The sequence below is a fragment of the Cysteiniphilum halobium genome (assembly GCF_003574425.1).
GTDB lineage: Bacteria > Pseudomonadota > Gammaproteobacteria > Francisellales > Francisellaceae > Caedibacter > Caedibacter halobius.
In genome coordinates this window covers 1-25,895 of the sequence record NZ_KZ984542.1, presented here as the reverse complement: position 1 = coordinate 25,895, position 25,895 = coordinate 1, and the positions used below count along the sequence as shown (strand labels likewise).

31 protein-coding genes and 1 pseudogene are annotated in these 25,895 nt (G+C 36.9%); 4 read left to right on the top strand and 28 right to left on the bottom strand.

The features are described from left to right. Positions 1-9: 9 nt before the first annotated feature. From DNK85_RS01160 to DNK85_RS01075, 20 genes are all read right to left on the bottom strand, one after another. Entirely contained in the window at positions 10-381 is a 372-nt protein-coding gene (locus tag DNK85_RS01160; protein WP_119327755.1) for a hypothetical protein, read from the bottom strand. 52 nt (positions 382-433) lie between these two features. Beyond that, positions 434-1,948: a hypothetical protein gene (locus DNK85_RS01155; RefSeq protein WP_119327754.1), complete on the bottom strand. Its 1,515-nt coding sequence runs from the start codon at positions 1,946-1,948 to the stop codon at positions 434-436. 36 nt (positions 1,949-1,984) lie between these two features. Beyond that, positions 1,985-2,587: a type 4 pilus major pilin gene (locus DNK85_RS01150; protein ID WP_119327753.1), complete on the bottom strand. Its 603-nt coding sequence runs from the start codon at positions 2,585-2,587 to the stop codon at positions 1,985-1,987. A 4-nt stretch (positions 2,588-2,591) separates the two neighbouring features. Further along, positions 2,592-3,761, bottom strand: coding sequence for a type II secretion system F family protein (locus DNK85_RS01145; RefSeq protein WP_119327752.1), 1,170 nt, complete (start codon positions 3,759-3,761; stop codon positions 2,592-2,594). After that, the gene (locus DNK85_RS01140) at positions 3,748-5,436 is read right to left on the bottom strand and encodes a GspE/PulE family protein (RefSeq protein WP_119327751.1); all 1,689 of its coding nucleotides are present in this window, start codon (positions 5,434-5,436) and stop codon (positions 3,748-3,750) included. The genes DNK85_RS01145 and DNK85_RS01140 overlap by 14 nt, the downstream gene beginning before the upstream one ends. Before the next feature lie 11 nt (positions 5,437-5,447). Then, positions 5,448-6,062: a type IV pilus biogenesis protein PilP gene (gene pilP, locus DNK85_RS01135; protein ID WP_162896452.1), complete on the bottom strand. Its 615-nt coding sequence runs from the start codon at positions 6,060-6,062 to the stop codon at positions 5,448-5,450. Beyond that, positions 6,055-7,506, bottom strand: coding sequence for a type 4b pilus protein PilO2 (locus tag DNK85_RS01130; protein ID WP_119327749.1), 1,452 nt, complete (start codon positions 7,504-7,506; stop codon positions 6,055-6,057). Before DNK85_RS01130 ends, pilP begins: the two co-directional genes overlap by 8 nt. 17 nt (positions 7,507-7,523) lie before the next feature. Then, positions 7,524-9,137: a hypothetical protein gene (locus DNK85_RS01125; protein ID WP_162896451.1), complete on the bottom strand. Its 1,614-nt coding sequence runs from the start codon at positions 9,135-9,137 to the stop codon at positions 7,524-7,526. 118 nt (positions 9,138-9,255) lie between these two features. Then, positions 9,256-9,852, bottom strand: coding sequence for a TcpQ domain-containing protein (locus DNK85_RS01120; protein WP_119327747.1), 597 nt, complete (start codon positions 9,850-9,852; stop codon positions 9,256-9,258). After that, positions 9,845-11,044 (bottom strand): hypothetical protein, encoded by a 1,200-nt coding sequence (locus DNK85_RS01115; RefSeq protein WP_119327746.1) that lies wholly within the window; start codon positions 11,042-11,044, stop codon positions 9,845-9,847. The genes DNK85_RS01120 and DNK85_RS01115 overlap by 8 nt, the downstream gene beginning before the upstream one ends. Before the next feature lie 36 nt (positions 11,045-11,080). Next, positions 11,081-12,400, bottom strand: a complete 1,320-nt coding sequence (locus tag DNK85_RS01110) for a hypothetical protein (protein WP_119327745.1) — start codon at positions 12,398-12,400, stop codon at positions 11,081-11,083. 33 nt (positions 12,401-12,433) lie between these two features. After that, entirely contained in the window at positions 12,434-12,589 is a 156-nt protein-coding gene (locus tag DNK85_RS11450; protein WP_162896450.1) for a hypothetical protein, read from the bottom strand. After that, positions 12,589-12,894: a hypothetical protein gene (locus DNK85_RS01105; RefSeq protein ID WP_119327744.1), complete on the bottom strand. Its 306-nt coding sequence runs from the start codon at positions 12,892-12,894 to the stop codon at positions 12,589-12,591. Before DNK85_RS01105 ends, DNK85_RS11450 begins: the two co-directional genes overlap by 1 nt. Before the next feature lie 9 nt (positions 12,895-12,903). Then, positions 12,904-13,083: a hypothetical protein gene (locus DNK85_RS01100; RefSeq protein WP_119327743.1), complete on the bottom strand. Its 180-nt coding sequence runs from the start codon at positions 13,081-13,083 to the stop codon at positions 12,904-12,906. Positions 13,084-13,243: 160 nt separating this feature from the next. Further along, complete coding sequence (locus DNK85_RS11445; RefSeq protein ID WP_162896449.1) at positions 13,244-13,405, bottom strand: hypothetical protein; 162 nt, start codon at positions 13,403-13,405, stop codon at positions 13,244-13,246. 150 nt (positions 13,406-13,555) lie between these two features. Beyond that, entirely contained in the window at positions 13,556-15,493 is a 1,938-nt protein-coding gene (locus DNK85_RS01095) for a sensor histidine kinase (RefSeq protein WP_119327742.1), read from the bottom strand. Further along, positions 15,477-16,532 carry a hypothetical protein gene (locus tag DNK85_RS01090; protein ID WP_119327741.1) on the bottom strand — a complete coding sequence of 352 codons (1,056 nt, stop codon included), beginning with the start codon at positions 16,530-16,532 and terminating at the stop codon, positions 15,477-15,479. Before DNK85_RS01090 ends, DNK85_RS01095 begins: the two co-directional genes overlap by 17 nt. A 15-nt stretch (positions 16,533-16,547) precedes the next feature. Beyond that, positions 16,548-17,141, bottom strand: coding sequence for an isochorismatase family protein (locus DNK85_RS01085; RefSeq protein WP_119327740.1), 594 nt, complete (start codon positions 17,139-17,141; stop codon positions 16,548-16,550). 1 nt (position 17,142) lies between these two features. After that, complete coding sequence (locus DNK85_RS01080) at positions 17,143-18,069, bottom strand: response regulator (RefSeq protein WP_119327739.1); 927 nt, start codon at positions 18,067-18,069, stop codon at positions 17,143-17,145. After that, complete coding sequence (locus tag DNK85_RS01075) at positions 18,066-18,710, bottom strand: helix-turn-helix domain-containing protein (RefSeq protein WP_119327738.1); 645 nt, start codon at positions 18,708-18,710, stop codon at positions 18,066-18,068. Before DNK85_RS01075 ends, DNK85_RS01080 begins: the two co-directional genes overlap by 4 nt. A gap of 164 nt (positions 18,711-18,874) precedes the next feature. Here DNK85_RS01075 and DNK85_RS01070 point away from each other — a divergent pair, with 164 nt between their 5' ends. The 4 genes from DNK85_RS01070 to DNK85_RS01055 all read left to right on the top strand — a co-directional run bounded on the left by DNK85_RS01070 (position 18,875) and on the right by DNK85_RS01055 (position 21,739). Beyond that, positions 18,875-19,198, top strand: coding sequence for a hypothetical protein (locus tag DNK85_RS01070; RefSeq protein WP_119327737.1), 324 nt, complete (start codon positions 18,875-18,877; stop codon positions 19,196-19,198). A gap of 139 nt (positions 19,199-19,337) precedes the next feature. Further along, entirely contained in the window at positions 19,338-21,134 is a 1,797-nt protein-coding gene (locus DNK85_RS01065; protein WP_119327736.1) for a hypothetical protein, read from the top strand. A gap of 69 nt (positions 21,135-21,203) precedes the next feature. Then, complete coding sequence (locus DNK85_RS01060) at positions 21,204-21,416, top strand: antitoxin MazE family protein (protein WP_119327812.1); 213 nt, start codon at positions 21,204-21,206, stop codon at positions 21,414-21,416. Continuing rightward, entirely contained in the window at positions 21,413-21,739 is a 327-nt protein-coding gene (locus DNK85_RS01055; RefSeq protein ID WP_235842339.1) for a type II toxin-antitoxin system PemK/MazF family toxin, read from the top strand. Before DNK85_RS01060 ends, DNK85_RS01055 begins: the two co-directional genes overlap by 4 nt. Before the next feature lie 152 nt (positions 21,740-21,891). On the opposite strand, the gene DNK85_RS11735 is transcribed toward DNK85_RS01055, so the two are convergent. From DNK85_RS11735 to DNK85_RS01015, 8 genes and pseudogenes are all read right to left on the bottom strand, one after another. Beyond that, on the bottom strand, positions 21,892-22,251 hold the full coding sequence (locus DNK85_RS11735) for a hypothetical protein (protein ID WP_208123112.1): 360 nt from the start codon (positions 22,249-22,251) through the stop codon (positions 21,892-21,894). Between the two features lie 68 nt (positions 22,252-22,319). Beyond that, positions 22,320-22,982, bottom strand: a complete 663-nt coding sequence (gene parA, locus DNK85_RS01045; RefSeq protein WP_119327735.1) for a ParA family partition ATPase — start codon at positions 22,980-22,982, stop codon at positions 22,320-22,322. A 98-nt stretch (positions 22,983-23,080) separates the two neighbouring features. Then, positions 23,081-23,293: a hypothetical protein gene (locus DNK85_RS01040; protein WP_119327734.1), complete on the bottom strand. Its 213-nt coding sequence runs from the start codon at positions 23,291-23,293 to the stop codon at positions 23,081-23,083. Continuing rightward, positions 23,280-23,495 (bottom strand): exodeoxyribonuclease VII small subunit, encoded by a 216-nt coding sequence (gene xseB / locus DNK85_RS01035; RefSeq protein ID WP_119327733.1) that lies wholly within the window; start codon positions 23,493-23,495, stop codon positions 23,280-23,282. The genes DNK85_RS01040 and xseB overlap by 14 nt, the downstream gene beginning before the upstream one ends. Continuing rightward, positions 23,488-24,960, bottom strand: a complete 1,473-nt coding sequence (xseA, locus tag DNK85_RS01030) for an exodeoxyribonuclease VII large subunit (protein WP_119327732.1) — start codon at positions 24,958-24,960, stop codon at positions 23,488-23,490. The genes xseB and xseA overlap by 8 nt, the downstream gene beginning before the upstream one ends. After that, the gene (locus DNK85_RS01025) at positions 24,957-25,292 is read right to left on the bottom strand and encodes a type II toxin-antitoxin system PemK/MazF family toxin (RefSeq protein ID WP_119327731.1); all 336 of its coding nucleotides are present in this window, start codon (positions 25,290-25,292) and stop codon (positions 24,957-24,959) included. The genes xseA and DNK85_RS01025 overlap by 4 nt, the downstream gene beginning before the upstream one ends. Next, complete coding sequence (locus DNK85_RS01020) at positions 25,289-25,543, bottom strand: AbrB/MazE/SpoVT family DNA-binding domain-containing protein (RefSeq protein WP_119327730.1); 255 nt, start codon at positions 25,541-25,543, stop codon at positions 25,289-25,291. The genes DNK85_RS01025 and DNK85_RS01020 overlap by 4 nt, the downstream gene beginning before the upstream one ends. A 132-nt stretch (positions 25,544-25,675) precedes the next feature. Further along, a pseudogene (locus DNK85_RS01015) lies at positions 25,676-25,895 on the bottom strand (IS4-like element ISAba33 family transposase); the annotation flags it as partial.

Here is a 25,895-nt window from a genome sequence, read left to right as displayed (position 1 = left end):
TTACTGTTTTTACTTCTTCTCGTAGTATTCAGTAATCGCAATAATTTTCTCTGTTTGAGCGTCCTTAAATGGATTATCAATTCGATCAATTTTGCAATGCCCAGTCTTATTCAACACATCGCTTTCTTCTAATTCACATGTCATATACTTGTCATAAACGCCAATTGCTTTGGCAAAAATCCCTAACTTAAAAATCATCTTTTCAGAATTTAAAAAGTGATCTTTGATTTCTTTCGTCACTCCACTGCTATCTTCAAGCAATAGCGTTACTGTCGTCATTTCCTCGCCTTTTTGTGAGTAAGTCTCATCCCATGCGATGACTTTGAAGCCTACTTTGCCGTTAGCAATTACTTTGTGGATTTCTTTTGGTTTGTATTTCATTCTTTTCTCCTATTTTTTTCTTTTTTTGTTGGTTATTTCTATTGTCAAATCTTCAATATGGAATATATGACCAACCTAAATATTGTGGGTCTCTATTACCCCCACCATCATCAGCGACTGCAAACCCTGTGTATGTGGTGTTAATTGCACCCTTAAAGTCATACTGAAACATAGGGTTAGCAATGGCATAGGTTCCCTCATGCTCATTCATTGTGATTCCATACTGCTTTAGTACCGTTCCATTGTGCTTTAACCTAAGCAATATATAGGCACCGCCATAAACACTTCGTGAGCCACCATAAATAGTAAGCTGTGCATGTCCTGTTCTTCCTGTGGTGACTGAAAATGGGAGGTTAACGCATTTATTGCTGCAATAACCATCGTGAGGTTCTATTCCTATATTTTTTATTAAATCACTTAACTTCTGATCTTGTTTACCATTGATATTGGCATGAATCGTCATATCATTAACGGTGACATTTGAATCACCCGCAACTCCTGACTGATTTCCTAAATACACCTGACCATTATTGCGATTAATATTGGTAATGCTTGAGTTGAGATTAGTTGTTGTGCTGTTGTCATCAAAATCCACCCCTGTAAAGGTGATTTTACTTGGGTCAATCGTGATCTGATTGCTGCCGCTGGCAACATCAGCCTGAGCATCACCGACCAACTTGGCAACATTGCCACCAATATACGCCTGTTGTCCTGCCGTGACTTGGTAATTATTCGTGGCTTTCTGCATAAGCTCGGCTGCCACCTGATTCATTTGACCAATACTTTGTATTGTCAAATTCCCATTGCCATTAATCTGGGCATCGGCATTGTTTATATTGATATTAGATACATTATCAATTTGTCGATGATTAACAGGCTGTGTTGGATCAAAGTGCAAATCAGCCAACATCATATTGCCACCATCGGTTCTCAACCACACGCTATTGGTGCCAACCACATTAACATCAACGCTAATGACTGCCGTTGCACGATCAAAATGCCATGTGGCAGCACCGTTATAAACAGCATGCTGATCCGCCCCTAAATGCGCCTTAGCAGCACTTAAAACAATTGCTGCTAAATAAGGGGAGATTACACGCGCATTGCCGTCTAATTTGCTAATGGCTGACAAGGTAATTGTCGCTGTTTTGCGTGGGTTTGTGATATTTGTTACCTGTGTCACTGGATTATTCGCCATTAAATCATGCTGAAACATCGTAAAAGCAAAATCACACGGCACATAATCATTCGGTGAAGTACCACCATGACAGGTAGCACTTTTCAAAAAGTTCAAATCCGCATAGTTGCCAACCGCAAACGTGGTATCACCTGAGAGCCTTGCTTCAACCGCAGAGACATATTCAGCTAGTTGGTTTCCTAATATTTTAGCTTTAGTGGCGCGCTCTTCTTCGGCTTGATGCCAGTAATAAGTTACAACCATCATTGAGACAATCATTAATACAAAAACCAAAGACAACAGCATAAAGCCTTGCTCTTTGCTTTGTTTTCTTTGTTTATTCGCTTTCAAAGCCTTTGATCTGTTTGGTTGTATAGATTGCTGTGCCATGTCAATTACCTTTTGTCTTTTAATACTTTGCAATGATCAATTAAACGTCAGCGCTAAATCAGAATTGCCTCCTGCACCCGCTGCACATTGTGTTGCCAAAGCATGCGGATTCGCAGCAACTACTGCATTAGCTGAAATTGATGCAGCCACATTAAAAAATGCCCCGCCAATCTTGGTGCAATCATCATTCGGGATTTGATTCAATGTCACGATAAACTGACTATTGGTTGGTGTCGGTTCAAGAGTGATGGTTGAGGCATTATTGCCACCATACCAAGGTGTACCCATCACTTGAGCAGCTCCTGCCCCATGCAAAATATTCTTAGGTGCCAAGGGAATTGCATCTGCTGTCACTAAACCTGTGTAATTCCCCGTTGAAGCATACATCTCATTAATGCCTTTCGAGATGAATTCAACAGTATCTGTAATGTTTTGATCTTTAGCCTTACTGGTTGCTTTGGTGCCTAATGCAATCACTAACACCACTAAGATGGAAATAATCGCTAGCACAATAATAATTTCAATTAAGCCCCAGCCACCTTGTCGATGTTGTTTGTATTGCTTATATTGCTTATGTTGCTTACCTTTATTTTTTAAGCTGCCTGAATTAATCACTTTATACTCTCCTCTTTGATCCATTGAATTAACCTGAAAACGCACTCTGCAAGCTGAAAATCAGCATCGCATACCATGCCATAAATGCCCCTAATCCCACTAAAAATAGGTAGTTGATCACCTGAAAGGTAGACTCCATCTTTTCAATCTGCTTATCTAAATAATCGTGCCCTAGCGCATAAATCCCCCGCTCTAACTGATTGGACTTGCTGTACATCTCAATCATGGCGACAGTGTCTTTTGCGAATAATCCGCTTTGTGTTAAAACCTCGCCTGAGCTTTTACCTTGAGTAATAAGCTGTTGTTGACGATGAATAAAAAAACACAAATAGCGATTACTAAAACGCACCATGCTTTTAATCGATTCAGGAATCGGTAAACGACTTGTCCTGTTTTTATCATTACCTTTGAGCATCAAGGCTAAGGTAATCAGAAAACGGATCATCATGACTTTTTTGTAAATTGAAAAAACAGGTAACTTATCAAGAATCACAATACGCCATTGCGCGGTCACTTGCGGTAAAGTAATGATTACGGCAATCGATAAAATAATGACTGCCAATACCAGAACAATGTATTGATTTACGATTAAATCACTCAAACCAAACAATACTTTGGTACTAGCCGCTAAACTTGCCATTTTACCTGTGCTTTCAACGACAGGCTTTAAGGTGAAATGCACCATCATTAACAAGCCAATCATCGCAGCAAAATTCACCATTGGTGACACAAGGCTTTTGCTAATGCGTTTTTTCATGCTGCTTAATTTGCGTGTAACAGATAAAGTGTTCTCAATGGCTGTTTTGTCAATTTCCTTAGCACTGGCAAGCATCATTAGCTCAGTCTTTGGCAAATAAGGACGCATCGCGTCAAATGAGCTGAAACCTAAACTGTTATGGCGATATTGAATGTCTTTTAAAACCTCAATCATGACTTGTCTGTTATCAAAATACTTACGTGCATGTTTGCTGTAAGTCTCTAACATCTGAGCAATAGCATTCGAAAAGCTGCCAACCTCCAACAACATCATTAGCGTTTCATAAAAAGCAGTGCGTTGCTTTGTGTTAAACTGAAAGGCTATAAAGCGTTGTTTTAGCGGGCTATAGAGACTGTTACTTACTCTATGTTGCGCTGAATGCGCGAACGCATTTCTGCTTTCTTTACTTGTCACCTGTTTGATGCTATTAAACCATTGCATGATGTGTCTCACTTGTTTTTTCAATAGATGATTTCTCTAAAAATGGACATAAAATCTCTTTGAAAAATACATCCCCTAAAGAGTCGAGCATATCAACTTCATTAATAGCACCCAATTCTGCTTCTAATGAGCTTGGGCACACTTCGCCTTGGATGACTTTTAAAATGGCAGATTCCTTTACGGTTAACGCGCCCTGACCACGCCAGTATAAATAAGCATCAATGTGCTTATTTTGGCTGAGTAAAGTTAACAGCTCGCCAGTTGGCTTGACCATTTCAGCAACTACTGTTAAGCCGTTAATACCACCAGTGCAATGACTACACCCTTGCTTATTTCTAAACCGAATAGCAGAAAGATAATCGGTGAGAACATATGTTTTAAGCATACTATGTAATCTTAACAACATCGCTTGAGTATCTTCATCTTCACTAGTAGTCGCATCAATACCTAAAGCGCAATGTGGACATAGCGTCTGTATTAAGGCTTGATTGACTAATAACTGAATAAACTTAGGTGAGCAGACAATGTCGCGCTCAATGCCAAACGACTGTAGGCGATTGACAATACCTAATGCGCTTTGTGCATGAACGGTCGATAAAAATAAATGCCCTGCTTCAACCACCCATTTGGCAAATCCTGCGGTATCTTCATTTCTAATCTCATTAATAAAACCAATATTCATATCCGATCTGGCACAGGCATTCATCGCACGTTTGTAAGCTTGTGACATCTCTTGATCACTCATATCAACAGAGGTATGCACTGGGTGTTGCATCACGCCATCAATAATATACTCAGGCGGTGATTCAACTGACACAACGCGCTTACTCGGATATTTGAATCGAATTATTTTAAGCAATGAGCCAAGTGTCGTTGATTTACCCGAATTCAATTGCCCTGAAAAAATCACAACGCCTGAATCAGCTAAAATTGTATGCGTTAACAAAGCAAGCTGATCTTGACGATAGCCTAATTCAGCTAAGGGTTTAATTGCACTCATATCTGTTGGTAAAATACGTAGTGGCGCATAGTAAGCTGAAAGTAAGTGCTTATTTGCTCCTGCGTTACTTGAATCAATATTCATTGATGAAAAACGAATACGGTATTTCTTTTGATCAATAAAGCGTTCAATCACTGTCTGTTGAATCTTTGATGGGTTAAATTCACCATCTTTGGACTGCTCTTCACCTTGGTCATTATAGATCGCTGCTATCAGTGAGTTGATATATTGCACATCATATTCTTTATACAGCACCAGTTCTCTGAATTGTCTAAATTCAATACGTGCGCCTAATGGCTGCACAATGACATGAATATCAGTGACTTTACGATTGATCGCTATTTGCAATAACTGATCAAAATCAGCCAGTAGTTTTTTGCCATCATAAAATGTGCCATCGTCAACCTTACTTCTAGCTTCGGCAAGCACACTGGGCTTTACAAAGTAGGTTTTACTGTCATTTAGCTGATATTCCGACTTTGCCTGTAAGCGATAATTGGCAATGCGATTAAGTAAGGTTTGATCATGGCATTTATTAATATCAATCAATGCGACAAAATGCGTGCCATTGGCTTCGCCTAGTGCAAAATCTGCTTTATCCTCTTTACATAATTGTGATTCAAACAATAGACGGTTAGGTCGATAGCTTAAATCGCTTAACTGTTGATATTCCATTATTTCACCCCTTAATTAAACGGATTAAATCCGTTGTTGTCTGATTTTTTAGAAGATATCTGTGGCGCTGCTGCAATATATAATTGCTGTGTTATTTTGTTTTTCTGGTTCATGAGTAAAACATAAGCCGAGGTGATTTTTTGAACCGTCCAGATATCCGCAATTACATCACCCTTTTTAACTTGCGCCACACTGCCTTGATATTGAATAAAAGCCGTTGGATTTTTAGCATTACCTGATACCTGAATCAGCTTGAATCCTTGGTCATAGTCTGTCATCTGCGGTTTTGTTGCACTACTAACATTCGCTGTCTGTGCCGAAGAAGTAGGAGAAGCAGAAGATGTAGGAGAAACATCCACTTGCATTGAAAGGGCTGGATCACCATTTGTTTGAAGATGATCCAGATCAGCTTTTAACTTCGCAGACTTTACCTGTTCACTTAACAGCGCATTATGCGCTTGTTCTAACTGCATCTGCTGCGTTAATTGATCAATCTGCATCGTTGGATTGCTTTCAGTGGTTTTGGTTTTTTTGATGTTTGTTGCATTTGAAGCATCTGCTGCATATATATTTAACGCAAAACAACTGATACCAAGGCTCGCTAAATACTTTACTCTCTTATTCATAAATAACCCCTTTAAATTGAAACTGATTAATGACACTGATCGCCTTGTCATTAAATGAAAGATGCAAGCTGTTAATGATGACAAACTGCTTTGCTTTAACTGCGTCAATTAATGCTAAAAGCCCTAATGATGTCGTGCCTGTAACAAGAATGTCCTGCACCTGTTTGTTGTTTTTAATTTGACTGCTTTGTAGTTGATATTTCAGTGTTGTGCCAATGAGCTGTGTTGATGACTGCAACGCTGAAATAAACGCGCTCATCTGCATCACTCTGGATGAAGCATTGTCAAACGCACTGGCATTGATGAGATGATCTTGGTCAGAAACACTTAGTGTTTTAATCTGAAGATACATCTTGGCATTGTTGGCACCTTGATCGATGTCCATTTTTGGTGAGCCTAACGTCTCATTAAGCTTAAGGACACCATTTAAATTGCCATAGCCTAAGCGATGATAGTTCAACACGAGTGTATCTCTTTGATCTTGCGTGTAATCTATGCTATTAAGCACCCATCCTTGGCTTAAATAAGTAAGCGCTTTCAGTTGATCATCAATGACCGTTAAGACACGGTGAGCATTGACTTTATTTAACATTTGAATAAAGTTTGACTTCAACATCGCTAAATTGGCTTGACGCGCTCTAATACTCCTCTGAATTTGAGCATCACGTGCGCTTTGTAAAGATTGTACTTGCTGTTGGTGTCGATAATAGCTAAAGCCACCAATAATCAACCCAACCACGATGATAAGCACCAATAACTTACTACCTGACACACTTGGTTTAATCGGCTTTAAAGTTAAGGAAGATAGTTGTTTTTTAGGCAGTAATTCAAAGGTCGCTAAAAGAGGTTCAATATCCTCTAGTTCAACCAACAATACAGATAACAACATCTCAATTTGGCTTCTAATAATGTCATCATTTACTGCTAAAATCACTTTAATCGCACTATCCTGACTTAGCTGCTCTTTTAATTGTGATACCAAAAGAGGTAGCATTTCAAAAAGCTTAGATTCACTGAAAAAGTAATCACTGGAATAAGCGACATCATCACCTGTCGGATTCGGTAAAGTTGATCCTGTCGGAATTAAGTTGCCATTAATAACACAGCCAAACCAATAGCTTTTATTTAATGCGCTTGACTCATTCTGCCTATCTTGCTCATTTTTCGCATTTTGCGGATTTTGCGCATCGTTTGAATCCTTAAAAATCTGATCACTAATCACAATGGCATTTTGATAAACATGCGCTAAAGCACCAACAAAAGACACCTTACCTTTTGCACCCAGTTTGCCATCATCGGCATACGTCAAACTTAACTGACCTGAGGCAAGGTAAACACCTAGTTTTGCCTTAATCCCTTTAAATTCCTTAAGCCACTGCCGCCTGCTTTGACTGGTGATTCGGGCATTAAAGCCATAATGTCGATATTGTTCACTGATTAACATATTGCGCACCTGTCTGGCTAGTTATTACTGATAATGTAAGGTGTGACGACAACAACCGTCATATCATGCACTTTAGAAGTGGCTTTATTGCCGCCTAATGCCCAGTGCTTACCATCAATTGAGTTTTCACCGACACTGGCACCGTCATCATGAAAGGCTGCCAAAATAAATGATTGCCCTGATTCAAGCGGCAAGGCTTGCATAAAGTTTTTTGATTCAGTCGTTGGCAGCTCAACGTAACTCTCGTTGTCACCTGAGCCTGTTTTTGATTCACGCATGCTTTTAAGTGACGACATGCCAACAGATAAATTTAAAAGCACCTCATTACCTTTGATGATGCGTGGCATGAATTTAAGTAAAAAGCCTGTGTTGATCGTACCAGGTGTCGTGCTTGCCTGAACACTACCAGTATCGCCACCTGTAACAGTGACATCACGTTCCTTAACATAAGCAATTGATGTGCTGATATTCAAAGCCGTAGGATGTCCATTGACCGTATAAGCCGTATCTCCCTTAACATACGTTGTCTTACCAACACTTTGTAAAGCACTAAAAATAAACTGACTGCCTGATAATATCCCTGAATTGATTGCCGCCTTTGCAATCGCTGTTTGAATGGTTGATGAAAAAGGATTCGGCAACGCATTAGGCATCCCTGTCGTATCCCAATTCAAAGCAGCACTTGTGGTTTTATAGATGGCATTCCAATTTAAGCCATAGTTTGAACCGTTAGTCGCCTCAACATCATAAATATCTACCTTAATCGCAATACGCTTTCTTGCCGCTTTATTGAGTCTATCAATATAGCTGGCTGCTTGTGCCATTAAATCAGGTGTTGTGGTGACAGTGATATAACCTGACTCGGGTGATGCGCCAATACTACCACTACCACCAATAATATTATTTAGTACATCAACCGCCGCCTGCCATTGGTTGGTTTGCCCAGAGTCATAGTCAACACTGCTTAGTTGCGGTGTTAATGTATCATTCGAGCTGCTGTTTTTAATGGTGTCTTTGACTTGTGTTTTACCCTGCAATAAATCAATTTCAAATGTCTTGGTTTCATAATGGAAAATTTGCACAATCCCTGTAGTGTGATCATATTGCCAATACAAGCCATTGTTAGAGGTGATTTGATTTAATAACCCTTTTAGCGTACCTGTAAAATGCAATTGCATTGTTGGTTCTTTGTTATCTTCTTTACCATCTTGATGACCAGTTAATGGCGGTTGATTATTGACGACATTGCTTTGATTGCTTCCATTTTTACCTGTTGATTTGTCGGTATTTTCTATATAGGCTTTAGCATCATTTGAAACACGAATCATCACCCCTGTTTCCTCGGAAATGGTATTAGAAACCTGTGTTAAAGTGAGCTTTTGATTACTGTTAAAATAAAATCCCTCATCAAACACTTGAGGCAAAGGCTGTGGTTTTTCCTTAACCTTAAATGCCTTATCCGCAACAAAGATTCCTTTGTCAAACTGAATCAATGCGCTACTTGGCTTCATCTGCGCTTGATTAACGAGATGGTCTGTTGCCTTAATATTATGATTTGCCTGATCTTCCGTTGCTTTCATATTTAACGCGCAACCCGATAAACCCAGTATAGAAAATGATAAAATAGCCATTATATTTAGCCGTAAAAAGCCATGTATATTTGCGTTATTTTTAGTCAAAAATAGCTGTTTTGACGTTTTTTGGGTGCAATTATGACTTTTGTATGTGTTGTTTTGCATGAAATTTCCCCTAAGCGGCTGGCGTCAATAAGGTTGGTGAATATTGATCACTTTGAATGAGTAAAACGTGATTTGATTTGGCAACTGCTTTTAATGGATTTGTGGTGCCTTGAAGTGATGCCAATAGTTGTGCCAATACAGAACCACCATCTTCACTTAAAAACTGCCCATAAAGCGTTGTCGTTTGTGTAATTGGGAAATCAACATCGGTCTGATAAACTACCGTATAGTTATTAAATTTTGCCCATCGATTAATGGTTTCTCTAACACTTTCCCCTGCGATGAGTTGATAAACATTGCGATCTTTGTCTGATAAGGCGCGCGCAACTTTGTCGGTCAAAGCATACGCCATCACCCCACTGCTTTGATTAAAATAAAATACAGGTTGAAGTTTTTGATTATCACCATTCTTTAACGCATCCTTTAACAACGTGGAAAAGCGCAGATCAATGTGATTTGTTTTAAATGTTTGATTGATTGAAACCTTAGGTGACATTGCTCCGTTGGCTGCTACTGCCATATCATCGGCAAAACTTGCCGAGGTTGACAATAGCGCACATAAACCGAATGTTACACCCATTGTTGAATTGAACATACGCTTAACCATGTTGTTTTTCCCCTCTCTCCCACGCAATGGTTTGAAATAGATTGTCGATAGCGTTATCCACGGAATCACTATTCGACAAGCTGCCTTTAAAAATTTGATTTTGCGTTAATTTGGCATGAAGCACTGAATCGGGTACATCCGATACATCAATCTTAACCTTAGTTTGCGCTTGCCAGTGTGTTAGAACATCACTGATACTTTGTCCTTTGAAACCGTAAAAGACAGTATTATGACTAAATAATTGTGCATTTGCTTTGCTCGCTGCAACACAAACGTGTTGTGTTTTATCATTGCGGTAAGCCACTAAATGTTGTGACTTAACCGCCTTGATAAAGCCCATTGAAAAACCTAGTTGATCATACGCACTTTGAATGAGATGAGCTTGTACGTCTGATAAAAACGGAGAAACAACTAGGATGTAATGGGCTAACCCTTGAATCTCATTTTGCTTATTTTCTGCATCTTGTTTGTCATTGTTTGCAAGATTTGAATCATCACCAGAAAATGAAAGTGGTTGCGTTATCTCATTATCACCACTTAAAACCAGCCATTGATCATGAAGATCGTTTGATGATTTTTTATTTTTGTTTTTTAAGACGGTTAAATCAACAAGCCTATTAACTTTATTCGCTGATTGCCCTGTTTGTGCAATATAGCGCTCAGATAGGCTCAATCTAACCGCCTTTGTAATAGGATTAGCAGATACTAAAACATCATTACCCAACAAGGTTTGAATCGCACTTATGGCAGTTAATGCATGCAGATTATATTGATTCACTGCCAATGGAGACGACAATAATGGTAGTACACCTTGGGATTGTTGATCGTCAAGGTGATAACCACTGGCTGTCAAAATCTGTGTGACTGCTGATTCCACATTGCTTGTCTTTTGTGAAAATTGATAATCACTAACCAATTGCAATGGATTCATCTGCTTTGAACTGATAGCCGTTGAAGTCGTCACATAGCGTGATAACTGCACATTGCTGTCACCTGTTGCTAAGCTCTTGTTAGAAACAACACAAAAACCATCTGGGCATACAGGTTTAATAACCTTAGCACTAGCCGTTGGTTTGATGGTTTGCGTTGACACTGGCTCTTTGGCATTTGTTGCACAGGCAGACAATAGCGTGCTTGCCAACAAAAGACTTAAGGGACTTCGTAAAAAATGTAAAAAGTATCTGCTAAACATTTCTCTTTCTTCTCTTTCTTCTCTTTCTTTTTTCTCTTAATCCACGTCACCCGTGACCGTCAACATCACACCCTGAGCAATCGCTAAAACTTTACTCTGTGCGGGCTTGCCTAAGCTTACCCAAGCATTACTGCCTGAGGCTTTTTCATAAACGCTATCACCCGCTGCTGCAAATAAATTGCCTGCACTATCCGCGTATAATCCATTGACCTCAGTTGTAGCGTCTACAACATTGCCATCGCCATTTGACCATGTATTGGTATAGCTATAGGTGTTGCCTTGATTCGCTAAAGAAGTATAAATCTTGCCATCAGGCGCAACAGAAAAACCAAGAACTGCATTCGTAAGCCCTTGTGGCATACTAATATTCTGTGATTGAATCCACGTCTTATTGGCAGCTCTAATATAGAATGATGGTGTTGAAGGTAGCTTTCCTTGAATTACCATCGTGTCATTTTGATCAAATCCAATATGTTTAATTGAAGTGATAACAGCGTCTGGTGTGCCAATACTTGACCACGTGCCGTTACCCAATGTGTAAATATCATGTGAGCCATCGCCACCGATATAAGGGGTATCATCCTTGTCAAAAGCAATTGTATTGACCTTGGTTATGCTAGGCGCTTTCCCCCAGTTCTGAAATGCGCCACTGTTTGGATTATCAGCTTGTGAAGAAATCTGATTTCTTACGCTGTCTGCGAAAAAAGGAATACCAAAATTATTAATACCTAATGCTGATACAGTGATGTAATTATCATTACTATCAACAATTTTGCCTAATTGTGCTGACCATTCCGTCTTGTCTTTTTCTTTAATGAAAAGGCTGCTATATCCTGCATAATCATATTGTGGTAGCGCGTATAAAATACCATTTAACACTAAATTGAGATTATACACTTTGCCATTATTTGTAATACTAATAATATTTTTTAATGTCACAGGTGCTGAACCATAAGGAACCACATTCTTAGCGGCAATATAAATAAAGCATGAATCACTTGGTTTAATATACTGACCGCTCACACAAGATTTGTAGCAAATTGTTGGCGTACAGAACGAATTACTGCTTTTACCATCATATACCGTGTAATCATCATTTTGAAAAGCATCTATGTATATCTTCCCTGAGTTATCCATCCCACTGACATTATTAACTTCAAGTGCCATAACAGAAGCCGCAGTACGCTCTGTTGGAAATATCTTGATTTCGCCAGTGCTTGGCGTGTTATGCGCGCCACTTTTACTGCCACCACCGCCACCGCAAGCTGATAGCCCAACTGCCATAGCGCCTGTCAACGACAAAGCCATTAATTTTGTTAGTTGTTTCTTCACTGTTTTATTTCCTTGAGTTTTCATCCATTTTTCTCCGTTTTGTTTTACTTACTTTGGTTACTCGCCTTGAGTCTTAGGCTCAACGCAAATCTTGTTAATTTCTGTTTTCAATAATTCGATATCGTCAAATGGGTCAAACGCAATTGACGCAGCATTGTTGTTTTTCTCTAATAATGCTCGAAGCTGTTCGTGCGACATCACTTTGCTTCCCATTATTGCCACTCCCTACTTAGTGCATTTACTCGGTTAATTTCTTTAGTTCTCAACATATCAATCACACTGGAATGTTTTGTTGTAATCTCTTTCTTAACACTTTCAACCGATGACTTAACATGCGCCAATTTTACATTGCAATAATCAGCCCACTTGCGAACAGTGCTGTATTTAAAGCCTGTCAGTGTGCATACATCGTTATACGTAAAGCCTTTCTGCACAAACTCTTTAAAAATCAGCTCTAAAGATTTATTGTGCTTTGCTTCTAGTATCAGCTTTAAACTGCCGCTGTATTGGTTAGCCATTTTATCAACTCAAACCACAAACTCATTTTCACCTTGAATAAGAATATAATTACTCCCATTCAATTGCTCACTGCTAATCGATTTTACATCGTGTTGAATGTCTTGCACTCGACCTTGTAGGTAAAAATCAACATCACCGTGGGTGGCTTTTAAATCTTCTAACTTTGCGATTGCTTCGCTGATATTCATATTTTCACCTCTCTCATCTATCTTCAAAGACACCGCTGCCAACTTAGTCAGCGGCTATGTCTGCCCCAGCCCCCACTACGTCAATTTAACAGCAAATCCAACGCCTTTTTCACCCATTGGCGTTGGCTGCTGCCCCCTTGCAGATTATAATTCACAAGACTCAATGATCTTTCTTATCATTAGCTGTACTGCTAATATTCTTGCTACATCCAATGCTTGAGGTATCAGTAGGAATTTCAAAAACCTCACCTGTCATCTTGTTTCTAACAAGAATTACTAATTTTTCATCGCCTAATATTTTTATATCTTTATATGTGTCCATGCGCATCTCTATGGTTTGGCTACGTTTTTGTTGTAGCTTTTATATTTTGTTATGTGTGTTCATGTGCTAATGAAAACATACTTTTTTTGGAATCCCTTGCGTAAAACGCAAGATTGAAAAAAAACATGAAAATATTTGAAAATGTAATTTTTATGAAGCTAAATCAATGATATTTTCTAGGTTGATTTTATCAAAATTTGCCCATATAAGAGACTTGTCATGATTTCTAGAGGATAAGGTTTTTTGGGTGTCTATAGTGAGCTGGTCGTATATGACAAGATAAATATGCTTGAATTCAACAAGAACATTACTGTATTTGTTGATTAAAGAAATATATAAACTGTCATCTACAATAGCTACTATGTTTTTATGGGGTTTGTTTTGTTTAAATAAGTCATATTCATTTAAATCAGTAAAATAAAACTTATTATTATCAATATTTACTAATAGCTTTTGCAATTTTACTATCATCTCAACATTATGAGAGATGACAATAAATGTTGATAAGTCTTCATATAATATTGTTTCAGTCAAAAACACAGGAATCTCATGCTTTTGAATCTTCACTTCAATAGTTGTCCCACAATTTTCTTGTGAAGAAATGTTCAAACGGCCATTCAATTTCTGAAAATATTTTATTGCTGAAGTTAAGCCAATTCCATTACCCGTAGGTTTTAAGCTTTTACCTGACATCACATTATTTAACTCATTCATTGGGATGCCGCACCCCGTATCTATAATTTCTATTTTCAAGATTGATGTCAAATCATGTAATTTGACATGTATATTTTTGACACTTCTTCCATTCAAACTCTCGTAGGCATTATTTAATAAATTTAGAATAGAGTCTTGAAATTCAATGGGAGATATATAAATCCAACTTATAGAATTATGCTCTATTTTATATTGGCATTTTGGATGTTGTATTTGATAGTCATTAATTATCCTATCTATAAAATACTCGGCAATTACAAATCTTGAATCACTAATATCATCATATTCTTGGCTTTTTGTGCTAACTCTAAAGTTATTAAGTATATCTTTGGTTAGTCCATGTATTGTTTTTATGTACTTTTCCAAAAGATCAAGCTCTGCTTTTGCCTTACACTCAGACATGATTTTTGGCATTATAGCGACAATACCATTTAGCGGATTATTCAACTTATGAGCTATATCTTCTGATAATGTTTCTATTTTAGAGTTTATCGTTCGTGAATTATATTCATTGATAACATGTATCAACTCATTAAACTCCAATAAAAAATGTGGTTGCTCCTTGAGATTTGAATTAGCTTTGTTATATCCGTCATAAAGATATTTTAAAGGGTTTATGAGGTAATTATTTATGATTCTATTTAAGGCTCGATGGCTAAAAATAAATCCAAGTATAAAAAATAGCACAAGAAAATATATGGAACCTATAAGCATGGGCTGGTCATTATGTTTCAGATATAGTGTGATGTTATTTTTCCTTGAATAGTTTTGAGTATGAAATACACCAAATGTATTTGAAAATGGCTGAAAGCTATAATTATAATCACCATTATTGGTGGTGAAGTCTACTGGTGATATTTTTTTCAATTCATTTATATAAGCATCTTTATTAAGATATATAGTTATAAAATCACTACAGTTACCCAGCGTCTCATTAAGCACGTCTCCAAGATAACATAGCTTTAAAGTAGTGAAAAATTTATTTTTTTCACCGTCATAATATAAAATTTCATATGAATTAAAGATCTCAACACCTTTGATTAAATCCCTGTTTAACTTTGCAAATGCCCATTTCATTTGTAAGTGATTTTTGTTTCTGGTTATAGTTCCAGATCTGAGATATCTAATAAAATCCATATTATTAACAAAGATAGAGAGCTGCAATGATAACTGTTTTTGAAGTATTGAGTTTGTTTTATTTATTGCTTGTTGATTTGATATTGTGTCATTATGGCGATTCATATAAAAAATAAAAGCTAAATAGCTTAAAGATATAAGCAAAAAGGCTATCAATGATAGAGAAATAATACGCTTAGTATGAGTTTTAAATATATTTATATTTCTTGAACGGAAGCTACTATGCATTTTCTTCATATAGCTTTAGCTTTATGTTTTCCCAATTTTTATTGTAATAATTTTCAAAGTCGTATACAGGCTCAATCATTGTATAGTTAGTTAAGTTAGCTTTAGCCTGATTATATACCTGAGTATATATTGGGTCTTTGATATTATTTTTAAAATATGGGGAAAAATAGTAGGAATCCTTTTCAAAATACTTTAATAACTCCGGTGATGCCAGTGCGTCAGCCACGCATTTTGCTTGAGGAGTATCTTTCATTTGGACAACTAGATCTGTGCAAATAGATGTTGCATGTGTTGGCATGAAAAATTTATAAGGCTTATGAGACTTTTTAAGATAAAGTAAAGCGTCACCAGACCAGATATATGCAAAAGCAAATTTTGGGTTATCATATATTTTATTAAATTCAGAAGTTACATAAACATGGGTGTTCTGGGTTAATTCTTTTAGATTTTTATACGTTAACTTAGTTTGACTGTTCTTGTTGTACTTTTCTTTATATGCTTGAGTAACCAAATTACCAATTTCACCCGAATCATCTACTAATATAACGTCATTGTTTTTTGCTTTTTTAAATAAATCAAAAATAGTATCATCTGGAGAGACTTTGATTAACTTTGGATTATATAAGAAACCAACCATTGCATGAGTAAAAAACGCCGTATTTTGTGTGTATCCATGAGTTTTAAAATAATCCTTAAAATATGGGTAGTAATTATTAGATACGCTCGATAAATTACTTTTAAAGTTTGGCAATCTATCTTTGATGCTACCATATATCAAGTTAGAAAATATCATTACATCATAATCATCTGCATTGGTGTTAAATGTATGTAAAAATTCTGCATTAGACGGGTAGTTGTCGTGCGAGAAATTAACATTACATTTTTTATCAATAATTTCAGTTATTTTAGGGTCATCAAGAAATCCAAAGAACGCAATAGCATTTACATTTGGCTTTTCAGACGCATCTGCCGAATGAGCCTGAGCCATATTAAAAGAGATGACAATCATGCTTGAGAATAAGGTTATAATTAATTTTAGTTTATTCATTAGTAGATAATTCCATTATTTGATAGATGTTAATTCACCAGTGTTAAGTACACGAGCAAATCCAAAAGAAATATTTTTTATCGCAGCTTCGTGAAGCTCACTATTTATAGTACCTGTAGCATCATTGATAAAAAACACATTGTACCCTCTCATAAAGGCATCTCTCGTAGTGGTTTCACAACAACAGTTAGTCATAACTCCGCAAACGATGAGATCTGTAATTTTGTTTTCCTTTAAAATATCTTCTAAATTGGTTTGATAAAAGGCGCTATATTGACTTTTATCTACAATAATATCATTACTAGCATCAAATTCATCCATGATTTCCCACTCTTTGCTTCCTTTGATTATTTGATCTCCGCCCCACCAAGCAATCATATTGTTAGATGTATCTGAACTATCATTATGACGAACAAATATTTTTTTCATTTTTTTATCTTCTGCAAATTTAATCAGTTTTTTAACATTAGATATTTGCTTTCCAGATATAATTTCACCCTTAAATACATTTTGCATTTCTATGATTAATAAAGCAGCAGAGGCTGTGTTTATTGTATTTTCACTCGAGTTATATTCATTTGCAACACACAAATCAACATCATAATTCATACTATGCTCCTATGGGTTTATTCTTGTCATCTATTTCTGTTAAATTAAAATAATATTTATCAAATTTAATCGCGGTATAAAAGTAATCGTCTACATTTACACCAATATTATTTGGTATTTTAAAGTTTGGAATAATCTCACGTGCTTGAATTTTGTCAATAATTTTATTTTGTAAAAAATTATGCATATCACAAAAAACATCTAAATCCTTATCCGTAGCTGAGTTAAAGATATAAGACCTCTCTTTGTTCTTCATGATAAAACTCCCAGTGCTATTAACTAGATAATATTCAATAATATTATGTTTTTCCTTTATTTTGTTAAATAGCTCTTGGTATTTTTTGTCAAAAAGAAATGAAAATCTATCATCCAATATTCTTGAATAGTTTTTTGTGATGTCAATAAAATATTTATATTGTAGCTCATTAATTATTACAGTCAGATTCTTGATTGTATCTACATTTCCTTTAGCAATGTAGTGCTGAGCCTTTCCTTCATTAATAGCCATTAAAGCTTCAATTGGTTTGAGTTCTCCAGTTAGCAGAATTTTAATTATATCAATTTGTTCATTTATCCTGTCACAAACCTCAATTCCATCCATTAATGGCATTTTGCAGTCAATGACTGCAATTCCATAAACATCATGTGTATAATCAAATAAATTTAACAGGCTATCAAATGAGAATTTGAATACAGACTCATCATTTGAATTGGCTGTATCTAATTCCATGGCATCGGTTATATCTGTGAATACATCTATTTTATTTACACTCTTAGAAATGATTTTTTCTATTGCAATAAATGGATTACTTTCAGTTTCAATTTCATTTGGAATTTCTATATGAGAGTATGACTGTAATAAATCAACATCATCGTCTATAAACATAATTTTTAGTGGAAAATAAAACATTGGAATTAATGGCTTCACTTCTTTACTCCTTGAAGAATTGTAAAGTTATGTTGATTATCAAATATTATAATATCTTTAATATATTTACCCACAGCCTTTAAATCTTTTTGTAGAATTCGACTTTCTTGACCACTAGATTTTGTGATTATAAATTTTGTGCTTGTACTTATAACGTCAAACTCTACTAATTTATGTTTATAATTAGCGAGATACAAACCATCTATTAAAATGCTGTCACAATTAGCATAAAGCTTATATAGTGATGCATTTATACTTTCAATCCTGTTTTCTTTAACTGCAAAGAGTTTTGGATACAGATTTGATTTATAATCAGCTAATGAAATCCTTATGTCAGCATATGATGTTTTTCCCGCATCAAGCAGTATGTTTTTATCATCATATAATAATGCATTAACTTCGATTTTATCATCAATTAACTGTTCAATAGAACAGCCTAAACAATCTGAAATCATTGCAAGCGATGATACTTTAGGCAAGGCTTCACCTTTCATTAATCTATGTACTGGTTGATATTCAAAACCAAATTTTGAAGTTAAACCATATAAGCTAAGATTGTTTATATCCATATATGCCTGTAGCTTATCGCTGACATTTTTAATCAAATTAAGCTCTTTATCTGTTAGTGCTTTTTTTCCCATCAAGTCATCTCTAAGTAAAAAACTTATTTACAAATACTTATTTATCGTAGACAATAAATAATGTTTTACGCTATTAGTTTTATAAAATGTGCTGATATCGTAACACAAACAAATTAACTAGATAAGAAGTTTTATATTGTCAGCGTTTTAGTAGGTAAATAAATATGGAACATGATATTACCCCAATTGAATCATTATTCGTCTGTGGATTAAAAAAATCACAAATTGCAGACAAGCTAAAAATTCCTCTTAGAAGCGTCCAATTTGAAATTCAGAAACTAAAGGAGGTTCATAATTGTGATACTGATGTTCAATTAGCCCTGAAAATTTTTACATCACGTTTTGATTGCCTACCAACGATAAAAATGGATAATGAAATAAAGAAACCTGATAATGTATTAAATATCGATGAAAGTATAACAGAAAATATTGAACGAACCAGCCGCAAGGCTAAGACATACTCTCAAAGAGTCGCCAAACTTAGTTGAGAGATACAGCTATCAGCTGGTAAGCACCATTATACTATAAATTTGGTGTTTATCAAATGGTATAGGCTATTTTTTACCTATAAGTCTTTTTAGCTTCATGTCTTAGCCTTAATTTGAATGAAAATTAAGGAACAAGAAAATGAGCACAATTTTCCACGAAGGACACCAAGTCCTAGTGCAACACATCGGAAATAACAATCAAGCTACCATTGCAGACCTTTTGTATTTCCGCATCACTGGCAGTAGCTATCAAGAAAACGGAGAAGCGTTTTTCTTGATGCCCAACATTAATCACCTTGTGAAATACACTAATCTCAGCAAGCGAGTATGCCAAAGAGCATTAATTGCATTAGAGAAAAACGACTGGATCAAGCGCATCAAAACTAGATGCCTTGATGGTGCCGTAAGAACCAAGGTTTTTATCACCGACAAGCTCAAAAAAGCCATGCTTGCGATTGATAATTTGAAAACATCAAAGGTCGTTGCAAATTCACCAAAAACATCCGTCAAACCCAGTTTTTATGCTGATTGTGCCAAAATGGCATTATCTGATAGTGCCAAATTGGCGAAGTCATATATAAAAGAAAAAAAAGGAAAAGAAATAAATAACACTCAAGATAGTTTACTAGAAGATTATAGTTTTGCAGCGCACGAAAACTATTTGACTGTTAAGACTGTTATTTTTAATTTTTCAAAGTATGACCTAGGAGATTTCACCTGTGAGTCTGCTATCAACAATGAGCTAACAGCAAGGCAAAAAGAAGCTGTATACATCATCATACTTAACAACACCAACACGATTGACCTTAATGTTTTCAGAGAAGCTATTACCAACAAGGAAAACAAAGCCCATGCAAGCGACTTCAAGCACTTGGTGAGCCTCGCCTACCGTGAAGCTAAGAACGCCAAGAGAATCAAGCTAGAAACGGAAATGATTGCATCTGATTTGAGTGTTGATGAGTGTTACTCTATCGATTATTCAGCGTCTGTATGTGAGTATGACTATTTGGAAGATCAATCAAACGCTGAAGCCTTGGCGGTTGGTGCCGAAAGGAACATTAACAACACCAACACGGAGAATAACAACGATAGCAAAACATCTAGCGCTGTTATCCCTGATATTGACGAAGTAAGAGCAATAATTCAAGCGAAACATAGCCTAGTTGCCCAAGATGGCGCAATTGAAGCAATTGAAACTGTCACCTTGGACGATGGTGCAATAAACGAAACTAACCACATCGACACTGTGGTAGAAACCGAAAATAGTGTTGATGCATTGGAATTTCAAGAAGAAAATCACGTTATCCCAGAAAGGATAGAAAATGTTGTTGAAGCCATGCAAGCCGCAGGATATATTGACACAGATAAAGTAGTAAAAACCGCACAAGAAGTCTTGATTAATGAGCCTGAGATCGGTTTTAGAGACTTGTTCGATGCTGTCCACTACTTGCTTGTTAAAGTGCCGTTAAAGTCTGCTAATGGCGGTAAAAACAAACTGTTAAGTGCGTTATGGGCAGATAGGGAAAATCCCGAGGTAAATTTAACCCAGAGCTTCAAGCAACAAGGTTCAGTACCAACCTTAGCAGATATTGAGATGCCAAAAGTTAGCGATACACGGTTACGCCATGATTTGGCTAGTGAAGCTGAACAAGTATTTTTCTCAAGCAAACTACCTTACTCGCAAACGGTGGCGTTGGTTGGCATCATCGACTACGTTAAGCGACAAGGCGTTGTGATTGGTAGTGACAAAGAAGTCTATCAGTGGTTGTATCACATGGCGAGCAACAAGGATTATTACTATAGCAATGCCTTAAACTTCAAGCATTGGTGTAATATTGCGATGAGTCAGTTAAGGCAAAGACGACTACACCGCCCTACCGGATTTGGTAAGTGGTTGGCGATGGTTGAGAAGCAGGAAGTGGCGACTGTCGCTTAATGTAACCGTTGCATGTAACGCATGATTGAGCTATACTTGTTACATGAAACAAGTTTGACGGAGAGTAAAATGGCAAGAACAATCCAAGAGCGAGTTAAAAAACATCGTGAAGAATTAAAAGCCCAAGGTTTAAGACCTTTGCAAATTTGGGTTCCAGATACGCGTAAAGTGGGATTTAAAAAAGAGTGTTTAAGGCAGTCGAAACTTTTGCTAAATGATGAGCATGAGCATGATACAATAAACTGGATTGGTGATGCTTCTGATAATAAGGATTGGACGTGATAAAGCGTGGTGATTTAGTGACTGTTTCCTTGCGTGGAGACTATGGGAAACCGCGACCTGCGTTAGTTATTCAGTCAGATTTGTTTTCAGGACATCCGTCAGTTACTGTGTTGCCAGTAACCAGTGAAATAAGAGAGACGCCGTTGTTTCGCTATACGATCAAGGCAAGTGAAACCAACGGTTTAATGAAAACGTCACAAATTATGATTGATAAATTGCATACCGTAGCGAGAGAGCAAGTTGGCATACCGTTTGGCAAGTTAAATAGGAGTAACATGCTAGAAATTGAGAGATTGTTATCAGTGTTTATAGGTATTGCATGAAATTCAACGAACCAAAAAGCAAAGCAGGCAAATCAATGCTAGGTATTGAGGTTGGCTACAAGGATATCTTAAAGATATTGTGCTGACGGTTGAGAAATGGGAGCCTGTTAGATAAATAATTAATAAAGTATAAAAGATAAATATAGTATATACTATTTTCTACCCTTTTTTATCTTCTCAACTTTATTTATAGCTGCCAGAAACTCATCATTACTCAGTTCATCTAAGCATTTAAGACCTGCTCTAACAATTTCTGATTTATTGATTATTGTTTTAAGATTTATAGCCTTACCAATGCATTTTTCAATTAATTCATAATCTTGAATGGGGAATGAAAAAATATCTTTTTTAACAACATCTGTTTGAGGTGTTGATTTTTCTGAATCATCGAAAAATGTCTCTGCTTTTTTAAAACGGTCACTTTTATCGCTAAATGATTTTAGCTTATCGTTCACAGTGTGAGATTCGTTTTCAACAGATTTTTTTAGAAGATCTTTCATACTTTTAGACATATTAAAGTCCTTAATTAAATCATTAATACGGTATTAAAATTATATATGATATAAAAAGTATATAATATTTATAATAAACTTTCTATTTCTTTTTTAAGCTTATTGATTTCACGTATAGCCTTATCATCGCTGCTTCCTGCTATTTTTTTCATATCATTTACAGTGCAACCAAAAGCAGCGGACTGCCGGTAAGCTGTACGTAAAACTAACGAAGTAGATGTTTTAGCAATACCAAACTCTTCTACTATTGAAATAATGTCTCTAGCTATAGTCGTATTTGATTGACACATGTTAATAACAAGTCTGGTTTTTAATGAGTCATTAAAGTCATTCATTCGCTCAATTAATTCCTTAATTGCTATTCCCGCCCATAAATCTGGAGGTGAAGGAATTATCGGTATTAATGCAAGATCAGATACCATTAATGCAGACTGTGGTACTGGACTGTCAACAGCGGGCGGAGTATCTATAAAAATGTAGTCATAGTCATCAAGGTATTTCTTAACTTCTCTGTGAACTTTTCCCCCTGCGGCACCAAGTCCACATATTGTTGCGGGAAATGGATGATCATCTGGAGATGATGAAGCCCATCTAGTTGCTGTTGCTTGTGGGTCAGCATCAATAACCATAACCTTGTTATTCAAGGCAAATGTGCCTGCTAGCTGCATAGTTAAAGTACTTTTGCCTGCACCGCCTTTTTGATTGGTAACTGTTATAACCTTTGCAGTCATATATAAAGCTCCTTAGATATGTAATGACATAAATAGTATATACTATAGTAAAAGTAAGTAAAATATTTATAATATAAAAAGTATATACTATTAATAAATTACTGCAAAACCCTATAAGCCGCCCGCAAAACCTTTTCCTCATCCTCCGACAAACCCGCACCTTTACCATACAAGCCCACAAGAAATCTCGCAATTTCGGCTATATGTGAAAGGTAGGCTTGCTCGTCAGCGATCATGCCGTCAAAAGCTAAAGCTGCGTTGGCGATGAATTCTAGTTCGAGGTCGGAGAGGTCAATTTTAGTCTTTGGCATTGCTGCCAGTCTCAAACTCCGCCACAAACTTCTCCGCAGCGTAAATCCTCGCCTTGCACACTTGATAGCTTTTGGACGCACTTTCAAGCATAGGCGCAAGCTCATCGATGATATTCGGATTATTTTGCCCGCTTTGAAGCTTGGCGTTGATTTGTTCTAGTGTTTGATAGTTTTGGGCGTAGGTGGTTGATGTTTCAGCCATGTTTGACCTCCGTAATTAATTCGCCATCGTGATACGTCACCGTCAACGTCTGGTACTGTTTCGCATCCGCAATCGATGTCACATACTTCCCATCCGATTTTGTCACTGCAAACCCACGTTGTAAAGTAGATTCAATGGACATTGACAGGATTCCTCGGTAATTACTTTCAATGCTGTTTTTAGCGTTGATAAGCGTATTTTTCGCATTCACTGCAATATTGCTATGCCAAGTGCTTAATTGTTTGCTGTGGCTTTGGATTAAGCTTTTAGCTGTCGTCATCGCTGTTTGGCTAAGGTGGTCAATCTTAGTCCGTGACAGCTCAAGTGATTTTTTCGCTGATTGCATGATGTTGCTTTGCCAACTATCAATAATTTGTCGCTGATACGCAAGCTGCTGTTTCGCATTGGCGTGAACAAGCTTGTAATAGTCGTCAGTGACTTTTCTCTGTGACTTGACCACTTGCTTTGCAAAGTGCGTGATGTATTGATGGTGCTTATCTATATCAGACTTGGCTTTGGTTGTGCTATTAAGTGCGATTGACTTAATCGAATCAAAGCTCGTTTGCGCTTTTACTGCGTTATTGGTGATCGTATTCGCGATATAGTTGATCACCTTTGATGGTGTATCAAAAGATCGCGCAGCCAGATCATCTAAGATGGTTTTGTCTCTTTCGTGCCCAATACCAACAAATACTGGCACTGGCATGTGACAGATTGCGTTAGCAGGCTCAAAGTAGTTAAACCAGTCAAGGTCGGCTTGGGAGCCACCGCCTCGGATAAGCACAACGCAGTCGTAGGCTTTTTCATGGGAGCCAATGGCTTTGTAAATTTCACGGAATTGTTTAGCAACAGTCGCAGCACAGTCTTTACCTTGCATCGATGCGTGATAAATGTCGAATTGGCATAATCCGTACTTTTGAAGCAAGTCGGCTTCGGCAAAGAAGTCGCCTAGTCCGGCAGCGTTTTCACTGGAGATAACAGCGACGTTGGTAAATTCAGTCGGAATAGCTAAGTTATGGTTATTATTGATGACACCGGACTGAGCTAAGTCTGCAATCACTTTCTTTTTGCGGGCTTCGCGGTCGCCAAGAGTGAAACTGGGATCGATGTCTATGACGTTAAGCGAAAGTCCAAAGTTCTGGTGAAAGTTCACGTCAACCATGAGCAAAACTTTCATGCCGTTTTTAAGGTATTCGCCAGTAGCATGGTGAAACTTTGGCATGACCTTGTGCGCCACGTTCGCCCACATATTGATTTTGACCTTGGCGATTGACTGGTGGGTATTTTCGTCAAACTCGATTAGCTCACCGTAGTAGTGTGCGCCATTCTTTCTCCAGTCAGATAACTCACCACGTACCCAGTAGCCACCTCCTTTAAATTTGCGGTCGATGGTTTGCTTTATTTCGGTGAGGAATTGGGAGAGGGTGAAAGAGGTGGTGTCGGTTTGGGTGGCAGGTTCGATCATGACAAAATCACTTTTGATATTTTCAAAACTTGCTCAAGGCATGCTTTTGGGCATATTTCTATTTTCTCTGCATTGCGCGATTGGAAGTCCATTGATCTTATTTGAAAGGTTAGTACACTGCCCTTGGTTTTGCATTTATCGGGGAGTATTACTTCAAATCTATTCCCTCGCTCAGTGCTTGTTATTGGAGCAACAAAGGCAAAGCCAGTACGCTCATTGAAAACAGCTTTTGTTAGCACTAGAGCAGGTCTGCGCTTCATTATTTCGCGTCCAGAGCTTGGATCAAAGTCAAGCCAGATAATATCACCTTGATTTGGAATGTATTTTTTCAAAACTCTTTTCCTTTAGGCTTGTCGTGCATCCATTCTTTGTCCTCATCTATAAGTTTAAAACTTGATTTTGGACTTTCAGCAAGCATTTGCTCTAAGCTTAACTCCTCAACTCGGGGAGTTAAAATTATTTTACTATCTTCAACGTGAATATCTAGTTTATCTCCAGTGTGAAGATTTAGCATTTGAAGTATCTTCTTGGGGATACTTACAATATTGGCACCGCCTGACTGTCTGAGTGATAGTGATGACATTTGGATACTCCTGCTTTTAAGTTATATAAAAGTATAACACATAATGGATTATTTACTATTAATAATCTATGTTGTCTGTATGTATATCCAAGTGTTTAAAAATGGATTTAACCTCTGTACACGATGATTTTTTCATTTGAGTAGCTCCTGTAATGGTCGATTTAAAATCTTAAGGCAGAGCTTAAAATCTCTTATGCTAAAAGCTGCTCTTTGATAAGCATTAGCAATCATATCCAAGCCATACCGGAAATAGCTAGACTGTAACCGACCATGTTTTTTACGTTTGATTGGCTTTAACTTGGCATCTTTGTATTCGCCGACCTTTTTTGCCATGCCTACGCCAACGGTAATC